The following is a 17,772-nucleotide window of genomic DNA, read 5'->3' on the forward strand; positions in this document are numbered from 1 at the left end:
TCCTTCTATGCAAAGCACGAAATGTGACCTTAATATGACTCCGAGTTGGAGCTGATCCGGGAACTGGCGTGCGCACGGTCCGGCGGGGGCCAACAAAGTGGCCCCTTCCGCCATCGTCGGCGGGGATACGGCCGCGCGGTCTGGGTAACCAGCCCGGAGAGCTCGCTGCCCGAGTTCCGGGTTCGCCCACCGGCGTGCCCGCTCACCCGGAGGAGCCGCGGTGCACATTCCCTTCGTTTCGTCGCCGAGTTCTAGCCTGGGAATCGAGTGGGAGCTGGAACTCGTCGACCTGCAGAGCCGCCATCTGCGTTGCGGCGCGACCGAGATCCTCGAGGACCTGCGCGGGAAGGTCGGCGAGGAAGCGGCGGCGAAGGCCAAGCACGAACTCTTCGAGTCCACGATCGAAGTGATCACCGGGGTGTGCGGATCCGTCCCGGAGGCGCTCGCGGACCTGAGTGGAACCGTCGACCCGCTGCGTGACCTGGCGGAACGGCGCGGCCTCGGCCTGATGTGCTCCGGAACTCATCCGTTCAGCGACTACACGACGCAGCGGATAACCACCGACGACCGCTACAGCCGGCTGGTGGCGCAGATGCAGTGGCTGGCCCGCCGGCTGCTCATCTTCGGGGTGCACGTACACGTGGGTGTCCGCTCGCCGGCGAAGGCGATGCCGATCGTGAACGCCCTGATGTCGTACATTCCGCATTTTCTCGCCCTGTCGGCGTCGTCGCCGTACTGGAAGGGCACGCACACCGGGCTCGCGTCATCACGCTCCCAGATCTTCGAGAGCCTGCCGACCGCCGGGCTGCCGTATCCGCTGCACGACTGGGCCGCCTTCGAGCAGTTCATGGAGACCCTGGTCACATCCGGGACGATCGAGACGATCCGTGAGGTGTGGTGGGATATCCGCCCACACCCGAACTTCGGCACGGTGGAGCTGCGCATCTGTGACGGCCTGCCGACCCTGATGGAGATCGGGGCGGTCGCGGCCCTGGCCCAGTGCCTCGTCGACCGGATGAACACCCAGCTCGACCGTGGTTACACACTGCCGGCGCCGCACCGTTGGGTGGTTCAGGAGAACAAGTGGCGGGCCGCCCGCTACGGGCTCGACGCCGAGATCGTCGTGGATGACCACGGCGGGGTCCGCCCGGTGCGCACCGAGATCGAGGACCTCGTCGACGACCTTCTCCCGGTCGCCCGCCGGCTCGGCTGCGCCGAGGAGCTCGGCAACGTCCACCGAATCCTGGCGGATGGTGCCAGCCACGCCCGCCAGGAGACCGCGGCCCGGCGGGCCGGCGGAGACCTTACCGCCGTGGTCGATACGCTGCTCGCCGAGATGAACATGGGGCGGCCAGTGACCCCCGGGTAGCTGGCCGACGAATTCGGCGGAGGGCCTGGGCCCGGTAGATGACATCGGACATGACACACAGGACCGCCGCGGCGATGGCGCCCGCCGCGGCGGTCTGGCTGGCGGAGCACGAGAACGACCTGATCCGGCTGCGCCGTGATCTGCACGCGCACCCCGAGCTCGGCCGGCAGGAGCACCGTACGACCCGCGCGGTGGAGGAACGTCTGCTCGCCGCCGGGCTGAGCCCGCAGCGCTTCCCCGACGTGCCAGGCCTGTGGTGCGACATCGGCCCGGGGGTGGACGCCGACGCCCCGGTCGTGATGCTGCGGGCCGACCTGGACGCGCTGCCGCTGTCCGACGTCAAGGACGTCCCGTACCGGTCGACGGTGCCCGGCATCGCGCACGCGTGCGGCCACGACGTCCACACGACGGTCACCCTCGGGGCCGGCCTCGCCCTCGCCGCCTACGCCCGGACGCACCCGCTGCCCGGTACCGTCCGCCTGCTGTTCCAGCCGGCGGAGGAGACCATTCCCGGGGGTGCGCTGGATGTGATCGACGCCGGTGTCCTCAAGCCGGTGACCGCCGCGATCACCATGCACTGCGACCCGGCGCTCGACGCGGGCATGATCGGGCTGCGCTCCGGCCCGATCACCTCGGCCGCGGACGCGGTGGAGATCACACTGGCGGGGCCGGGCGGCCACACCTCACGCCCGCAGAACACGGTGGATCTGGTCTACACACTGACCCGGCTCGCCGTCGACCTGCCCGCCGCGCTCTCCCGGCGGGTCGATCCACGGTCGGCGTTGTCGCTGGTCTGGGGCCTGGTGCAGGCCGGCACGGTCGCCAACGCCATCCCGCGCACCGGCAAGCTGCGGGGGACGATCCGCACGCTGTCCCGCGAGACCTGGGAGGAGACCCCGGAGCTGCTCGAGCGGCTCGCCGAGCAGATCGTCGCGCCCTACGGGGCGCAGATCGCCATCGACTACGTCCGCGGCGTTCCCCCGGTGGTCAACAACGCCGCCGTCGTAGACGCGTTCGGCGCGGTCGTCGACGCGGTGTTCGGGCACGAGGCGGCGACGTCGGTCGCCCAGTCGCTGGGCGGTGAGGACTTCGGCTGGTATCTCACCCATGTGCCCGGTGCCCTCGCCCGGCTCGGCACCCGCACCCCCGGTGGCCCCACCTACGACCTGCACCAGGGCAGCTTCGACGTGGACGAACAGGCCATCGGCGTCGGTGTGCGATTTCTCTCCACCGCGGCGTGCGAGCTGCTCGACCGCTACACCGACCCGGCGAGCATGGAGGAACCCCTCACCTGAGCGGCTCCCGGGCCCGCCACGGCGGGCCCGGGCCGGCACCGGTAGCCCGCTGGTGCCGGCCACCGGTCAGTGGCTGGCGCCAGCGCCGGTAGGCGGCTGGTGCCGGTAGCCGCCATGGGTCATGCGATCGGGCGGCTCCGCAGCTCGGAGACGTATTCGGACGGCGCGCCCGCCTTCTCCGCGGCATCGGCGATCTTGTCGACGTGATTGCGTGACGGCAGCCCGCCCTCGTAGGCGTTCAGGACGTACGTCCAGGCCAGGCTCTCACCGTCCAGGGTGGACACCCGCACCCGGATCCGGGTGTAGAGGCCGGTGTCCGCCCCCTCCCAGACATCGAGACGCTCCAGATCGTAACGATCGAGGTCGTAGAGGAGCACGTACACGTGGGAGCCCGGCGCCTCGACGATGGTCGAGAGCGCGCCATCCCAGCCGACGTTCTCACCGCCGAAGGTCAGGCGCCAACCCCTGATCCACCCGGTGCCGATCACCGGGGAGTGCGGCGCACGTTCCTTCATGTGCGTCGGATCGAGGTTGCTCGCGTAGGCGGCGTACTTCGTCATCGTCGGAGTCTTCCGATCTCCCCGCCAGGTGTGTCCGCGCGGGGTGCTGCCACGCCGGGAGAGGCCGCCGGCGTCACGGGGGTGGGTCACGGGATGAACCGACGTCACATCAGGTCGTCCGACGTCGGTGGAGATACTACGGAGCCGACCGAACCGGAACGAGAGGGACGTCGGAAGAGGGGCAAACTAGAGGGGTACCGCGAGCTCAGGGAGGACCTCACGTGACGCGAATCGTCATCCTCGGCGGCGGGCCGGGGGGCTACGAGGCAGCCCTGGTCGCCGCGTCGCTAGGCGCCACGGTGACCGTGATCGACTCCGACGGCATCGGCGGCGCCTGCGTCCTGACCGACTGCGTCCCGTCCAAGGCTCTCATCGCGACCTCGGAGACGATGACGAACTTCGCGATGGCACCGGCGCTCGGGGTCCGTCCGCATGCCGACCCCGGTGCCGAGGTCGGCAGCTGGGAGCTGACCGAGCCGCCGCACCTCACCCCGCCCGACGTGGTGTCGGTGGATCCCGAGCAGGTCAACGAGCGGGTGCGGGCGCTGGCCCTGGCGCAGTCCGCCGACATCCGCCACCACCTCGAGCGCGAGCACGTCCACGTGGTGCACAGCACCGGGCGGCTGGTCGGCCCGCACGCCGTCGAGACCGCGGACGGTGAGACCTTCGTCGGCGACGTCGTGCTGGTCGCGACCGGTGCCTCACCGCGCGAGGTCCCCGGCTGCGAGCCGGACGGCGAGCGCATCCTCACCTGGCGCCACCTGTACGACCTGAAGGAGATTCCGGAGCACCTGGTGGTCGTGGGCTCCGGGGTGACCGGCGCCGAGTTCGCGAGCGCCTACCGCGCGCTGGGCGCGGAGGTGACCCTGGTGTCCTCCCGCGAGCGGGTGCTGCCCGGTGAGGACTCCGACGCCGCCCGTGTCATCGAGGACGTCTTCGTCCGTCGTGGCATCCAGGTGCTCAACCGTTCCCGGGCCGCGTCCGTGCGTCGGATCGGTGACGGTGTGCTCGTGGAGCTGACCGACGGCAGGGCCGTGACCGGCAGCCACGCCCTGATGGCGGTGGGCTCGGTGCCGCGGACGAAGAGCCTCGGGCTCACCGAGGTCGGCGTGCGCCTCGGCTCGGGTGGCCACATCGTGGTCGACCGCATGTCACGGACGTCGGTTCCCGGCGTGTACGCGGCCGGTGACTGCACCGGCGTGCTCCCGCTGGCCTCGGTGGCGGCCATGCAGGGGCGCATCGCGATGTGGCACGCGCTGGGCGAGGCGGTCACCCCGCTGCGGCTGGGCACCGTCTCCTCGAACATCTTCACCGAGCCCGAGATCGCCACGGTGGGCGTGACGCAGCGGATGAAGGACTCCGGCGCGATCGCCGCCGAGGTCACCACGGTGCCACTGGCCCGCAATCCCCGAGCGAAGATGATGGGGATATCGGATGGTTTCGTGAAGTTGTTCTGTCGGCCCGGAAGTGGCAGCGTGCTCGGTGGCGTCATCGTCGCTCCGCGTGCAAGTGAACTAATCCTCTCAATTTCCATCGCGGTGGAGAACGGTCTCACCGTGGACCAGATCGCACACACCTTCTCGATCTATCCCTCCTTGTCCGGTTCCATCACGGAAGCGGCCCGGGTCCTGCGGCCTCGCGACCTGTTCGCCGGGTTCGACACCCCCGCCTGAACAGGCCTGTCACTCCGGCGCAGGCCGGATAATGGGCGCATGAAAGGCGTCTTCGTCGGCCTGACGACGCTTGATTCGGTCTACCTCGTCGATCAGCTGCCAGGCGCCGACGAGAAGTGCGTGGCCCGGGATTTCGCCATGAATGCGGGCGGCCCCGCGACGAACGCGGCGGTGACGTTCGCGTACCTCGGCGGGCGCCCCTGCCTGGTGAGCGCGATCGGCACCTCCCCCGCGGCCGCGCTGGTGCACGCGGATCTCGCCCGCCACCGGATCCGCCACCTCGAGCTGGTGCCCGAGCAGACCGCCGGCGACCCGGCCGGCGGGCCCGGCGGAACCGGCCAGCACCTGGGCCAGGTCGGAGCGCCGCATCTGCCGCCTGGAACCCGTGCGGGCGGCATCCGGGCCAAGTACGGCCCGCCCGCCACCACCGGAGCCGTCATGCGCACCAAGGTCACCGGAACCGGTCATCCCGGTGCTGTCGAGAACGGCGGCCTGGTCGTCCCGGGCCAGGCCGGCTCTTTCGGGCGCGGTCGCGCCGCCGCCGTGAACACCGCCACGACCGGCGACGGCGGCGTGCCAGGGACCGTCGGCAGCGGCCCGGCCGGCCCGGGAAGCTCGTTCGCCCTGCCGATGTCGGCGGTCATGGTCACCTCCGTGACCGGCGAGCGCGCGGTGGCCTCGACGCACGGGATGGTGCCGCGGTGCACGGCGAACACCGCCGCCGCGGCCGCCGTCGCCGACGCCGACGTCGTGCTCGTCGACGGCCACCAGGTGGACGCCGCGATCGGCCTGCTCCGGTCGCTACGGCGCGGCGGGCCGCCGGTCCTGCTCGACGGCGGGAGCTGGAAGCCGGGCACCGAGCGGATCCTGCCGCTGGTCGACGTGGTGATCTGCTCCACCGCGTTCCGACCGCCCGGCTTCGACCCCGGCGCGGACATCCTGGACCTGCTGTTGCACTACGGCCCCTTCTTCGTCGCCGTCACGGACGGGCCGGGCCCGATTCGCTGGGCGACGAAGGACCGGCGCGGCTACGTGCTGCCACCCGTGGTCACCGCCCGGGACACCCTGGGCGCGGGCGACATCTTCCACGGCGCCTTCGCCTGGATGATGGCCCACGGCGCGATCGCGACCGACGAGCTGGTCTCCTCGCTCGGCGAGGCCTCCCGGGTCGCGGCCCGCTCCGTGCAGACCTTCGGCCCGCGGAGCTGGATGACCTGACGCCCGCCCGACGACTGCCGCCGCCCGACGACTGTCGCCGAGCAGGAGGTGAGGATCCTGGTCGTCAGGACGACCAAAATCCCATGATCTTCAAGCGGTGCCGGCCTCAGCCCGTCATACCGCGCGCCACGCAGCCGTCGAGGTGATCGTCCACCAGCCCGCAGGCCTGCATCAGCGCGTACGCGGTGGTCGGGCCGAGGAAGACGAAGCCCCGCGTGCGCAACGCCTTGGCCAGGGCCTTCGACTCGGCGGTCACGGCGGGGACGTCGGCGAGCGTCCGCGGAGCCGTGCCCGGCGACGACGGCGCGAAGGACCACACGATGTCCTCCAACGGTTCGTCCAGGGCGAGCACGGCGCGGGCGTTCACGATCGTCGCCTCGATCTTGCGACGGTTCCGGACGATGCCGGCGTCCGCGAGCAGCTCCGTGACCTGCTGGTCGTCGAACGCCGCGACGGCGGCGGGGTCGAACCCGGCGAAGGCCGCCCGGAACGCCGGCCGCTTGCGCAGGATCGTCAGCCACGACAGCCCGGACTGGAACGCTTCCAGCGTGATCCGCTCGAACAGGCCGACGGTGTCCCGGACCGGCCGGCCCCACTCCGTGTCGTGGTAGTCGATGTACAGCGGAGTCGACAGCGCCCACGGGCAGCGGAGCGCACCGTCCGGGCCCGCGACGGCACCACGGACCGGGTCATCAGCCATAGCCGCCACCATCTCACGCCCGGCCGGACATCCAGGTCACGCCCGTCAGGCACCCAGGTCACGCCGGCCGGGCGCCGCTGCCCGCCCGGTCAGGCCCCAGGTGCGCCCGGCGGGATCAGCGCGTCGAAACCGGGCTTGATGACGTCGTTGATCAGCGCGAGGCGCTGGTCGAACGGCAGGAACGCCGACTTCATCGCGTTGATGGTCAGCCAGCTGATGTCCGGCCAGCCGTACCCGAACGTCTCGGCCAGGGCGGCGAACTCGCTGGACAGCGTGACACCGCTCATCAGCCGGTTGTCGGTGTTCACCGTCACCCGGAACCGCAGGTCGCGCAGCAGGCCGATCGGGTGGCGGTCCAGGCTCGGCGCCGCCCCCGTGTGCACGTTCGACGACGGGCACATCTCGAGCGGAACACGGACGTCCCGTACGAAGCTGGCCAGATCGCCCAGCGTCGCGTTGCCGTCGGGGTCGACCGTGATGTCGTCGACGATGCGCACGCCGTGCCCGAGCCGGTCGGCGTTGCACCACTGCAGCGCCTCCCAGATGGACGGAAGCCCGAAGGCCTCCCCGGCGTGGATCGTGAAGTGGCCGTTCGCGCGCTGCATGTACTGGAAGGCGTCGAGGTGCCGGGTCGGCGGGTTGCCCGCCTCCGCTCCGGCGATGTCGAAGCCGACCACGCCGGCCTCCCGCCAGCGCACGGCCAGCTCCGCGATCTCCAGCGAGCGGGCCTGGTGACGCATCGCGGTCAGCAGCGCCCGGATGTGCAGACCGGTTCCGGCGGAGCCGACGCGGAAACCGTCCAGCACGGCTTCGACGACGTCGTCGAGCGAGAGGCCCCGCCCGACGTGCAGCTCGGGGGCGAACCGGACCTCGGCGTAGACGACACCGTCGGCGGCCAGGTCCTCGGCGCACTCACGCGCGACCCGGGCCAGCGCGTCCGCCGTCTGCATGACGCCCACCGTGTGACTGAACGTCTCCAGGTAGCGCACCAGGGACCCGGTGTGGGCGCCGCCGCGCAACCAGGTCCGGAGCTTGTCGACGTCCGTGGTCGGCAGGCCGCCGTAGCCCGTGGCGTCCGCCAGCTCGACGATGGTCTCGGGCCGCAGCCCGCCATCCAGATGATCGTGGAGCAGGACCTTCGGCGCCCGCCGGATCTCGGATTCGGTGATCACACCCACCACCTCGCCCCCACCCGCCGGCCTCATCCGCCGGACCTGGCCTTCGGACCCGGTCTGCCGGTTCGTCGTCCGGCCCGCGAGTCCCTTGTCGCCACGTTAGTCCGCACCGCGCGGCCGGCCGTCGTGGCGGCCTCGGCGAGTCCCGGCCAGCGCGGCGGCGACACCGCAGGCCGCCGGCCAGCGGGTTCGCGAGGCCGCCTGCCAACCGGTCGGTCCGCCGGCCGGTCAACCGGTCAGCCGGTCGCCGGGTCAGCGGATATGAGCCAGCACGAGAGGTGCGGAGGCGGGCCGGGTCCTGGTGACGGAGACTGCGCCGGCCAGCGCCTCGACGGCGCGCGGGAACGTCGACTCGTCGTCGCTGTAGAGCTCGATCAGCGGTTCTCCGGCCCTGACCTCCTCCCCCACCCCGGCGAACCAGCGAAGACCCGCCGCGGGCGCGACCGCGTCCTCCTTGCGGGCCCGCCCGGCGCCCAGCCGCCAGGCGGCGACACCCACGGCACGGGCTTCGAGCCGGCTGAGGAAGCCACTGGCCGGAGCGGGCACGACCTGGGTGAACGCGGGCGTGGGCAGCGCCGCGTCCGGATCACCGCCCTGCGCGGTCACCATCGCGCGCCACACCTCGTGGGCGGCCCCGGAGGCCAGCACCGCCGCCGGGTCCGGTGCCGGCGAGCCCGAAGAGCCCGACGAACCCGAAGAGCCCGACGAACCCGGACCGAGGCCGGCCAGGTCGAGCATGATCCTCGCCAACGCGACCGTGATCTCGGCGAGGTCGGCGGGCCCGCCGCCGCGCAGCGTCTCGACAGCCTCGGCCACCTCGGGGCCGTTGCCGGCGGTGCGGCCCAGCGGGGTGTCCATCGCCGTGATCAGGGCCTCCGTCCGGACCCCGGCGCGGGTGCCGAGCCGGACCATGGTGCGGGCCAGCTCGTGCGCGTCGTCGACCGAGGTCATGAACGCGCCGCTGCCGACCTTGACATCCAGCACCAGGGCCGAGGTGCCCTCGGCGATCTTCTTGCTCATGATCGAGGAGGCGATCAGCGGGATCGACTCGACGGTGCCGGTGACGTCACGCAGCGCGTAGAGCCGGCGATCGGCCGGGGCCAGGCCGGCCCCGGCGGCACAGATCACACCGCCGACCTCGGCGAGGATCCGCCGCATCCGCCCGGCGTCGAGATCCGCGCGCCAGCCCGGGATCGCCTCCATCTTGTCGAGAGTGCCGCCGGTGTACCCGAGCCCGCGTCCCGCGGCCTGCGGGACGGCTGCCCCGCACGCCACCACCAGCGGGACGAGCACCAGGGAGACCTTGTCGCCGACGCCTCCGGTCGAGTGCTTGTCCACGGTCGGCCGGGGCAGCCCGGTCAGGTCGAGGCGCTCGCCGCTGGCGATCATCGCGGCGGTCCAGTGATCCAGCTCGTCCTCGGTCATGCCGTGCCAGCACACGGCCATCAGGTAGGCGGCCATCTGCTCGTCGGCGACCCGGCCGCCGGTGTAGCTGTCGAGCAGCCAGGCGATCGCGTCCCCGGGCAACGCCGCGCCGTCCCGCTTGGCGCGGATGAGGTCGACCACATCGAAGGCGCTCATGCCACCGGCTCCGTGCCCGGCCCGGCAGCGGACACCGTGGCCGTGGGCGGGAGGGCGTCGGGCGGGAGGGCGTCGGGGCCGAAGGCGTCGGGGAGCAGCTCGGCCAGCGTCCGCACCCCACCGGCCGTGGTGACCAACAGCTGCGGGCCGCCGTGCTCGTGGAGCAGCTGGCGGCAACGCCCGCAGGGCGCGAGCAGCGCGCCGGCCGCGTTCACGCACACGAAGGCGACGAGACGCCCGCCACCACTCGCCCGCAGCGCCGACACGAGTCCACATTCGGCACACAGGGTCAGGCCATACGATGCGTTCTCGACGTTGCAGCCGACCACGACACGGCCGTCATCGACCACCGCGGCGGCACCCACCTGAAGGCCCGAGTAGGGCGCATAGGCGTACTGCGCGGCCTTCACGGCCTCGTCGCGCAGCCGTAGCCAGACGCTGTCGTCCACGATCCCCTCCCGGGTTGGTCGGTCTCCTGACCCGGTCGGCACCGTGGCCGAGCCGGGTCGCCGTCGGCCCGGGCCGGGCCAGGGCGGGCTGGTCGGGACCCGCCGAGCCGGCCTGGACCGGGCCGCACCGGGCCCCGACCAGCATGCCCCACTGACGGGAGGTGTACCGGGTGTGATCCCATGGGGATGATGGAGCGCCGAGCGGAGAGGACTGCCGATGCCAGGCGAGCGCCGTGACGCTCCCGATCCAGCCGCTCCACGCGTGCTCATCGGGCGCCGGTACCGGCTCGACGGTGTGATCGGCCGTGGCGGCTTCGGTGTCGTGCACCGCGCGACGGACGAGCTGCTGCGCCGGCAGGTGGCCGTCAAGGAGGTGCTGCTACCCACCGACGGCAGCGAACAGGAGCGGGAGCTCGCCCGGGAACGGGTGCTGCGCGAGGCCCGCGCCGCGGGCCGGCTGCATCACCCGGGCGCGGTGGCGGTGCTCGACGTCATCTCCGAGGGCGACCTGCCGTGGATCGTGATGGAGCTCGTCGACGGGCAGGCCCTGTCGAAGATCATCGATGAGCGCGGGGCGCTGAGCGTCGCCGAGGTCTGCCGGATCGGGATCAGTCTCGCCTACGCCCTGGAGGCGGCGCATCGGCTGGGCATAGTCCACCGCGACGTCAAGCCGAGCAACGTGCTCGTGACCGGCGATCAGCGGGCACGGCTCACCGACTTCGGCATCGCCGTCAGCCACGGCGACCCCCGGCTGACCACCACCGGGATGGTCCTGGGCTCACCCGCCTACCTGTCACCCGAGCGCGCCCGCGGCGACGCCGGGACGGCCGCGAGTGACCGCTGGGGGCTCGGCGCCACCCTGTTCACCAGTGTCGAGGGTGCCTCCCCGTTTCCCGGTGGCGATCCGATCGCCGTGCTCGCGGCGGTGGTGCAGGGCCGCCGCCGGCCCTTCCAGGCCGCCGGGCGGCTCTCGCCGGTCATCGACGAGCTGATGGCCCCGAGCGAGGCCCATCGCCCGAGCCTGGCCACGGTGCGCGCACGGATGCGCGAGATCCTGGAGCAGGAGGAGCGCGGCCGCCCGCATCGCACCCGCAGCCGCCCGGCCCGCCCGCCGGTGTCGACCGCCACCCCACCGCCGCCGGGGGTCGCGGCCGCCCTCGCACCACGGCCGGAGCCGGCGCCGACGATGGTCCTCGGGGCAGCGGAGGAGACCGTGCTGACCAGCCGGCCGACGGCCGGCGCCGCCGTGCCCCCGCCAGCGGTCGCCGCTCCTGGCACGACTGGCGCTCCTGGCACGACTGGCGCTCCTGGCACGGCTGGTGCTCCTGGCACGGCTGGAGGCCCTGCGGTCGCGGGGTCGGAGACGACCGTGCTGCGGCCTCGTGGGGATGGGCCGCCGTCGCCGTCCCGGTTCGCGAGCCGCCTGGAACGGGTCCGTGCGATGGACCGGCTGCGCGCCGCCGCACCCGACCGCAACCGCGACGCGGACAGGACACGCCAGACCGACCGGCTGCGCGGACTCGACCGCATGCGGGCACTCGGCGGGATACCGGCACGGGTGCAACAGGCCTCCCAGCAGGCTCCGGCGGCTGACACCGCCACAGCCGCGGCCACCCCGCCCGCCGCCACGGTGACGGCCGCCCCGGCCGACTCCACGGCTGTGATCTTCGCGCCCTCCGCCGCACCGGCACCGGTCATTTCCTCGGCGCCCGAGGGCCCCCGCGGGACGCCGGCCACGACGGCCCCGGCCTCCGGTGCGGTTCCGGCCTCCGGTGCGGTTCCGGCCGCGAGCGTGGACGCGACAGTCGCCGTGAAGCCGAGGGCCCTCGAACCCAGGGCCACGGCAGCACCTCCGGACACGAGCACGGCCGCCGACACAGCCGCGGCTTCGGCCGGGTCCGGGGCTGGAGCCGCGGCCGGGGAGACGGCCGCGAGCTCTCCCGCGGAAACGGGCACGGCGACACGGACGGGCCCCCGGCGGCGCACTGTGATGCTGGTCGCGACCACGCTGGTCGTTGTCTGCGCGGTGATCGCCATCCTCGTCGCCCGCGGCGGCGGCACGGACGAGGATTCCGGGTCCGCACCCGCTCCGACCTCGACGGTCGATCCGCGGGCCGCAGCCGTCGCGGCGGGAGGCGCCGTCGCGACCGATTCCACCCCGGTCGTTCCGGCCGCCGGCTGGGTCGGCTACACCGACCCGAGCGGGTGGTCGATCGCCTACCCGGCGACGTGGGAAAGCCGGCCGGGCCGCGGAGGCACGGGGAACATGGACTTCGTGGATACTGAGACTGGTACTTTCATGCGCATCGGAAGTATCGCGACGGCGAACACCTCGGCCATCGAGGACTGGCGCCGGAACGAGACAAGCTTTCGAGACCAGGTGAGGGACTACCAGCGGGTACGGATCGAACCGGGCGACGGGGCTGACGGCGCACGGCAGGCCGACTGGGAGTTCACCTACACCTCCAGTGGTGGGGGGACGGTGCATGTGCTCAACCGTGGCGCAGTGCGAAACGGGCATGGCTACGCTCTGTACTGGCACACGCCCGAGGAGCTGTGGGCGACGAACCAGCCGCTCATGCAGCAGCTCTTCTCGACGTTCAGGCCGGCGTCGTGAGTTGCCCGGTGTCCGGATTCCGTCCGCCTGACGAGCGGGGTAGCGTGTGCTCCGATCAATTCGTCTGTCAGACTTGAATCGATGGCCAGATCGGCGAGCGTGCCCCCGGATACCTCTCGGCACGGCACACCGCGCTACGTAGCGCAGCGCTACCGCCTTGACGCCCCCATCGGGCGCGGCGGTGCCGGCGTCGTGTGGCGCGGCGAAGATGAGCTGCTGCAGCGTCCTGTCGCCATCAAGGAAATTCTCGTGCCGATGGCTGGCGCGCAGGCGGAGCGGGATGCGATCCGAGCCCGCGTGCTACGCGAGGCACGGGCGCTGGCCAGGTTGCACAGCCCGGCGATCGTCTCCGTCTTCGACGTCGTCGAGGAGCATGAGCGGCACTGGATCATCATGGAGCTCATCGACGCGGACAGCCTCGGTGACACCATCAAGAACCACGGTCCGCTGCCCTTCGACCAGGTCGCGGCGATCGGTCTCGCGCTGGCCGACGCGCTGGCGGCGGCGCATTCGGCCGGTGTGCTGCACCGTGACGTGAAGCCGGGCAACGTGCTGCTCGGGCGGGACAACCGGGTCCGGCTCACCGACTTCGGCATCGCGGCGACCGAGGGCGACGTCACGCTGACCGGCACCGGTGCGCTCGTCGGTTCCCCGGCCTACATCGCCCCCGAGCGGGTCCGCGGTTCGTCCGGTACGCCGGCGAGCGACCTGTGGGGCCTGGGCGCGACCCTCTACTCCGCGGTCGAGGGCTGCCCGCCCTTCGAGGGTCCGGAGACCTACGCCGTGCTGAGTGCGGTGGTCGAGGGCCGCCGCCGGCCGTTCCGTCTGGCCGGACCGCTGCGCGGGCTGCTCACCGATCTGCTCGACCGCCCCGCGGAGCTCCGCCCGGATGTCGAGGAGATCCGCCGCCGGCTGACCCCGATCGCGCGTAACGCCACGCCCGTCCCGGCGGTCGTGACGAATCCGCGCAGCCGCCCGGCCGAGCCGTCCGACGACCTCGTCGCCTCCGATGACGGCCTGGAGAACCTGTCCGCTCCGTCCGCTCCGTCCTTCCCGCCCCAGGGGGAGCAGCAGGCGGCTCCGGCGGCGGACATCGGCGTGACCGACCGGCTGCCGGCCGGCCACGAGATCACCCCCGTGCCGTCGGTTCCAGGCCTGCCCGGAGGCGACGACGAGCTGACGGCGGTCGGTCTCTCCCCGGTCAGCGGCCCGAACCCGACCGCGTCCACCGGCCCGCATGACGATCTCACCCAGATCGGGCCGCTGGCTCCGGCGCCGGACCTGTTCGACCAGGATGACGCGAACCTGGCCGCCGGGCTGCTGAGCCTGGATCGGGATGCCGCACGCGACCGTGAGCGCGGCGATCGCACCGGTCGCGCGCCGGTCTCCCACCGCGCGTCGTCCACCGGTCGCGGCGATCATCGCGGCGAGACGGGCCGCGGCGCCGGCTCAGGACGCCGGCCCCCACTCGTCGTGATCATCGCCGGCGGAGCGGCGGCCGCCCTGGCGGGTCTCGCGATCCTGCTGACCGTGCTGCTCACCGGCGGCAAGGACCCGGCGCAGGGAACCGACGTCGACAACGTCACGCCATCGCCGTCGGCCACACCCGCGCAGGGAATCCTCGCTCCGGCCACCGACGAGGCGACCGTCGAGCCGACGCCGACACAGACGCGGTCGACCTATCGCCCGCGGCGGACGACGACTCCCACCCCGGAGGCGACCCAGCCGCCGATCAACGAGCCCCCGCCGGAGACGACCCCGCCGGTCAAGGTGTCGCCGCCGTCGACGCCGGCCACCACGCCCGCGAGCACGCCGCCGGTGACCCGCAGCCCGGATGCGCCGTCCACGCAGACCGGGGGCCCGACGGGCTCGCCGTCGGGCACCCCCCCGCCTGGCTTCTGAGAATCGGTCCGCGAGAGCCGGGATCAGCGTGGCCCGCCGGCCCGGCCCTCGCGGCGGCCGGCTGGCCACCCCGGCGACAGCCAGCACGGCAGCCGGCACCGGCAGCGGCGGTTGGCGCCAGCAGCGCCGCTCAGAGCTGGCGGCGCGGCATGAGGTCCTGTGCCTGCAGCGTTCTCAGCAGGTCCTCCGGGTTCACGACGATGCGGCCGGTGCAGGCCCGTGGTGCCCCCGCCTCGTCGTACTCGAGCTCGACGGGCAGGCGGTAGAAGGTCGCCAGGTGCCGGGACAGCTCGAGCAGGCGTCCTTCGAGCTCCCGACTCGTCCGCCAGCGGTCCTCGTCGTGGGGTGTGTCCGCCACCCCCTCCTGCTGGAGGCGGTGGCTGCGGCACAGACCGTCCGGGTCGCTGGCGAGTGCCCGCTTGCCACACCGGTGGACGGCGTAGCCACGGCCTCCGCCCATGACTGTCGCGGTGCAACGGTCACGGTCCCGCATGTCGATCGAGCTCCTGTCTCCCCCGACAGCCCGGCGGCCTGGCGGCCTGGCGGCCAGGCGGCCAGGCACCTGGCGGCCTTGCCGCCGCCCGCCGGTCCCGCACGTCAGGCTATGAGGCCATTCGGGGTATTTCCGCAGGTCAGGCGCTGAATTCACCGCACCGTCACAGACCAGCACGGAGACGACCGAATCCGTCCCGGACGACCACCGCGGGCTCTTCTCAACGTGACCGGCCCCGCCGAACCGGCGGACCGCCGCGACCGGCGCCGGACACCACGATCACTTGACATACCGTGGCAACAGCCATCAACATAGGTAAGCCTCACTTAAGTGGGGATTTCCTCCCTTCTGCCGCTTCCCTCGCGCACCAGGAACCACCGGATCGGCCAGGCCGTCTCCAGGGCCGCGTTGACCGCTCCAGGGCCGTGTCGACGTTGTGGCGTTGTGGCGTTGTGGCGCGCCCTGCCGTATGGCCGTTCCGCCGTCTTCAGCCCCGCCGCACCAGCTCTTCCAGCCCCACACCGGACGCCAGGGCCCAGTCCGGCTACCGGCATGCCCTGATGCCCCTGATGTATCAGCAAGATCCCTGTTCGCAGACCAGAGGAGAAAAACAAGACATGCGGGTCGTAATGTTCGGATACCAGACCTGGGGGCATCGCACGCTGCAGGCTCTTCTCGACTCCCATCACGACGTCGCCCTGGTCGTGACGCATGAGAAGAGCGACCACGCGTACGAGAAGATCTGGGATGACTCGGTGGCCGACCTCGCCACCAAGCACGGCGTTCCCGTGGCGATTCGCAACCGGCCTGACGACGAGGACCTGCTGTCGCTGCTCAAGGAGACCGACCCCGACGCCATCGTCGCCACCAACTGGCGGACCTGGATTCCGCCGCAGGTCTTCAACCTGCCGCGGCTGGGAACGCTGAACATCCACGACTCGCTGCTGCCCTCCTACGCCGGGTTCGCGCCGTTGATCTGGGCGCTGATCAACGGCGAGCCCGAGGTGGGCGTGACGGCGCACATCATGAGCGACGAGCTCGACGCCGGTGACGTCGTCCTGCAGCACCGGGTGCCGGTCGGCCCGCGTGACACCACCACCGACCTGTTCCACCGCACCCTCGCGCTGTTCGGGCCGATGGCGGTGGAGGGCCTGGACCTGATGGCCAGTGGCCGCACCGACTGGGCTCCCCAGGACCGTTCGAAGGCCAGCTTCTTCCACAAGCGCTCAGAGCGGGACAGCCTCATCGACTGGACCTGGACCGCCGAGGAGCTCGACCGGCTGGTGCGCGCCCAGTGCGACCCCTACCCCAACGCGTTCACCTACCGCAACGGCGAGCGGGTCCGCATCGTCTCCGCCGAGGTCTCCAAGGGCTGCTATGGCGGCACCCCTGGACGGATCTTCATCCGCGAGGGCGACGGTGTGGTCATCGTCGCGGGCGCGCAGGCACGGCATGGACGCAGCCACGGCCTGCTGATCCGCACCGTGCGCCTGGACGACGGCCGCGAGCTGGCGGCGGCGGACTACTTCACGACGATGGGCGGGTACCTCACCGACCGCGCCCAGGTCTCCTAGGTCTCCGGCAGCGAAACCGGGCGGCACGCACTTGTCTGCGTACCGCCCGGTTCCGCGTTCATTCGGTGCTGTGCCTACTTATCCGTGCCGTGTCCTTGTCCGTGCCGTGTCGACCGGCACGTCAGCCGGAGGTGCCGGCGACCTTCTCGAGGGTCGACTCAAGCTGCTCGAGCTGCCACGGGATGTTCAGGATGGTCGGGTTGTTGACCGCACCCGCGGTGAAGGCGTCCACCTCCAGCGCACGACCGTCCACGACCGCCGGAATCTTCTTGAACAGGTCGTTCGCGTCCATCTGGGTGCGCAGCTCGTCCGTGGCGTACCCGATCAGCAGGAAGTCGGCGTCGAGCTCGCCGACCTTCTCCAGGCTCAGTTCGCGGTCGACGACACTGGCCGTCACCTTCGGCGAGAGCTTCATGCCGAGCTGGGAGTACAGCTGGATGGAGACGGTCTCCGGGTCGTCGATCACCGCGAGGCCGTTGGCGTCGTAGTAGAAGCTGTAGCTGAATGTCTTGTCCTTCAGCCCGGGAAGCTTCGCCGCGGTGTCGGTGATGCTCTTCTCGGTGGCGGCGACCGCTTTGGCGACGTCGGCCTCACGCCCGACCGCCTTGCCGATCGTCGTGCTGACCTCCTGCCAGGTCGCGATGCCGGCCTCGGTCTTGTAGGCGACCGTCGGCGCGATCTCGGAGAGCCGGTCGTAGTAGTCCTCGAGCCCGTAGAAGTTGGTGGCGAGGATGAGGTCGGGCTTCAGCGAGGCGATCTGCTCGAGGTTGAGGTCGCTGCTGGTGTCCAGACCCGTGCTCTTGGCAAGGTCAATCCTGCCGTCGAGCCAGGGGAACTTCCCGTCTTCCTTGTAGGGGTTCGTGGCGTAGGCGATCGGCGTGATGCCGAGCGTCGCCAACGTGTCCTCTTCGTAGCTCAAGGCGATGATTCTCGTCGGCGCCTTGTCAATCGTCGTCGAACCGAACTTGTGCTCGATGGTTACCGGGAAACCGGCGGCCGCCGCGGTATCCGTCTGGGTCGAACCGCTGTCGTCGTCATCCCCACAGGCCACCAGCCCGGTCATGACCGCACCGGCAACACACAGTGCTGCCAGTGTGCGCGCTATTCCCCGCACTACAGTCCTCAGCCTTCCGCCTTCGCCACGCCAGCGCGACGATTCGCTTGAT

General features: G+C 71.7%; 14 protein-coding genes. 7 read left to right on the top strand and 7 right to left on the bottom strand.

The genetic code is table 11. The annotated features are described in order from the left end of the window. Positions 1-220 precede the first annotated feature (220 nt). On the top strand, positions 221-1,369 hold the full coding sequence (locus CcI49_RS15670; protein WP_054570532.1) for a glutamate--cysteine ligase: 1,149 nt from the start codon (positions 221-223) through the stop codon (positions 1,367-1,369). A 74-nt stretch (positions 1,370-1,443) separates the two neighbouring features. Then, positions 1,444-2,664, top strand: coding sequence for an amidohydrolase (locus CcI49_RS15675; RefSeq protein ID WP_054570531.1), 1,221 nt, complete (start codon positions 1,444-1,446; stop codon positions 2,662-2,664). Positions 2,665-2,783: 119 nt separating this feature from the next. Here CcI49_RS15675 and CcI49_RS15680 read toward each other — a convergent pair whose 3' ends face one another. After that, positions 2,784-3,224 carry a gamma-glutamylcyclotransferase gene (locus CcI49_RS15680; RefSeq protein WP_054570530.1) on the bottom strand — a complete coding sequence of 147 codons (441 nt, stop codon included), beginning with the start codon at positions 3,222-3,224 and terminating at the stop codon, positions 2,784-2,786. 221 nt (positions 3,225-3,445) lie between these two features. On the opposite strand from CcI49_RS15680, the gene CcI49_RS15685 reads away from it, so the two are divergent. Together CcI49_RS15685 and CcI49_RS15690 are read left to right on the top strand one after the other, a co-directional pair. Next, entirely contained in the window at positions 3,446-4,897 is a 1,452-nt protein-coding gene (locus CcI49_RS15685) for an NAD(P)H-quinone dehydrogenase (protein ID WP_054570529.1), read from the top strand. Between the two features lie 39 nt (positions 4,898-4,936). Then, complete coding sequence (locus CcI49_RS15690) at positions 4,937-6,115, top strand: PfkB family carbohydrate kinase (protein ID WP_076827458.1); 1,179 nt, start codon at positions 4,937-4,939, stop codon at positions 6,113-6,115. 106 nt (positions 6,116-6,221) lie between these two features. On the opposite strand, the gene CcI49_RS15695 is transcribed toward CcI49_RS15690, so the two are convergent. The 4 genes from CcI49_RS15695 to CcI49_RS15710 all read right to left on the bottom strand — a co-directional run bounded on the left by CcI49_RS15695 (position 6,222) and on the right by CcI49_RS15710 (position 10,020). After that, a complete protein-coding gene (locus CcI49_RS15695) occupies positions 6,222-6,815 on the bottom strand; it encodes a DNA-3-methyladenine glycosylase I (RefSeq protein ID WP_116437416.1) in 594 nt (197 codons plus the stop codon). An 89-nt stretch (positions 6,816-6,904) separates the two neighbouring features. Beyond that, positions 6,905-8,020, bottom strand: coding sequence for an adenosine deaminase (locus CcI49_RS15700; protein ID WP_054570526.1), 1,116 nt, complete (start codon positions 8,018-8,020; stop codon positions 6,905-6,907). Positions 8,021-8,242: 222 nt separating this feature from the next. Next, entirely contained in the window at positions 8,243-9,571 is a 1,329-nt protein-coding gene (locus CcI49_RS15705) for a thymidine phosphorylase (protein ID WP_076827460.1), read from the bottom strand. Then, a complete protein-coding gene (locus CcI49_RS15710; protein ID WP_054570524.1) occupies positions 9,568-10,020 on the bottom strand; it encodes a cytidine deaminase in 453 nt (150 codons plus the stop codon). Before CcI49_RS15710 ends, CcI49_RS15705 begins: the two co-directional genes overlap by 4 nt. Positions 10,021-10,237: 217 nt before the next feature. On the opposite strand from CcI49_RS15710, the gene CcI49_RS15715 reads away from it, so the two are divergent. Both CcI49_RS15715 and CcI49_RS15720 read left to right on the top strand, forming a co-directional pair. Then, complete coding sequence (locus CcI49_RS15715) at positions 10,238-12,637, top strand: serine/threonine-protein kinase (RefSeq protein WP_076827462.1); 2,400 nt, start codon at positions 10,238-10,240, stop codon at positions 12,635-12,637. A gap of 81 nt (positions 12,638-12,718) precedes the next feature. Then, the gene (locus CcI49_RS15720) at positions 12,719-14,539 is read left to right on the top strand and encodes a serine/threonine-protein kinase (protein ID WP_076827464.1); all 1,821 of its coding nucleotides are present in this window, start codon (positions 12,719-12,721) and stop codon (positions 14,537-14,539) included. A 130-nt stretch (positions 14,540-14,669) separates the two neighbouring features. Here the strand turns inward: CcI49_RS15720 and CcI49_RS15725 are convergent, their stop codons facing one another. Beyond that, positions 14,670-15,032, bottom strand: a complete 363-nt coding sequence (locus CcI49_RS15725; RefSeq protein WP_076827466.1) for a hypothetical protein — start codon at positions 15,030-15,032, stop codon at positions 14,670-14,672. Positions 15,033-15,649: 617 nt separating this feature from the next. Here CcI49_RS15725 and CcI49_RS15730 point away from each other — a divergent pair. Continuing rightward, entirely contained in the window at positions 15,650-16,606 is a 957-nt protein-coding gene (locus CcI49_RS15730) for a methionyl-tRNA formyltransferase (RefSeq protein WP_076827468.1), read from the top strand. Between the two features lie 121 nt (positions 16,607-16,727). Here the strand turns inward: CcI49_RS15730 and CcI49_RS15735 are convergent, their stop codons facing one another. Further along, positions 16,728-17,669, bottom strand: a complete 942-nt coding sequence (locus CcI49_RS15735) for an iron-siderophore ABC transporter substrate-binding protein (RefSeq protein WP_063793302.1) — start codon at positions 17,667-17,669, stop codon at positions 16,728-16,730. Between the last annotated feature and the right edge of the window lie 103 nt (positions 17,670-17,772).

This window comes from Frankia sp. CcI49, assembly GCF_001983215.1.
Taxonomy (GTDB): Bacteria; Actinomycetota; Actinomycetes; order Frankiales; family Frankiaceae; genus Parafrankia; species Parafrankia irregularis.

Bases quoted from the DNA above. Each gene is read 5' to 3' on its own strand.
- CcI49_RS15675 (WP_054570531.1), top strand. From the start codon at position 1,444: ATGGCGCCCGCCGCGGCGGTCTGGCTGGCGGAGCACGAGAACGACCTG.
- CcI49_RS15680 (WP_054570530.1), bottom strand. From the start codon at position 3,224: ATGACGAAGTACGCCGCCTACGCGAGCAACCTCGATCCGACGCACATG.
- CcI49_RS15690 (WP_076827458.1), top strand. From the start codon at position 4,937: ATGAAAGGCGTCTTCGTCGGCCTGACGACGCTTGATTCGGTCTACCTC.
- CcI49_RS15695 (WP_116437416.1), bottom strand. From the start codon at position 6,815: ATGGCTGATGACCCGGTCCGTGGTGCCGTCGCGGGCCCGGACGGTGCG.
- CcI49_RS15700 (WP_054570526.1), bottom strand. From the start codon at position 8,020: ATGAGGCCGGCGGGTGGGGGCGAGGTGGTGGGTGTGATCACCGAATCC.
- CcI49_RS15705 (WP_076827460.1), bottom strand. From the start codon at position 9,571: ATGAGCGCCTTCGATGTGGTCGACCTCATCCGCGCCAAGCGGGACGGC.
- CcI49_RS15715 (WP_076827462.1), top strand. From the start codon at position 10,238: ATGCCAGGCGAGCGCCGTGACGCTCCCGATCCAGCCGCTCCACGCGTG.
- CcI49_RS15720 (WP_076827464.1), top strand. From the start codon at position 12,719: ATGGCCAGATCGGCGAGCGTGCCCCCGGATACCTCTCGGCACGGCACA.
- CcI49_RS15725 (WP_076827466.1), bottom strand. From the start codon at position 15,032: ATGCGGGACCGTGACCGTTGCACCGCGACAGTCATGGGCGGAGGCCGT.
- CcI49_RS15730 (WP_076827468.1), top strand. From the start codon at position 15,650: ATGCGGGTCGTAATGTTCGGATACCAGACCTGGGGGCATCGCACGCTG.
- CcI49_RS15735 (WP_063793302.1), bottom strand. From the start codon at position 17,669: ATGACCGGGCTGGTGGCCTGTGGGGATGACGACGACAGCGGTTCGACC.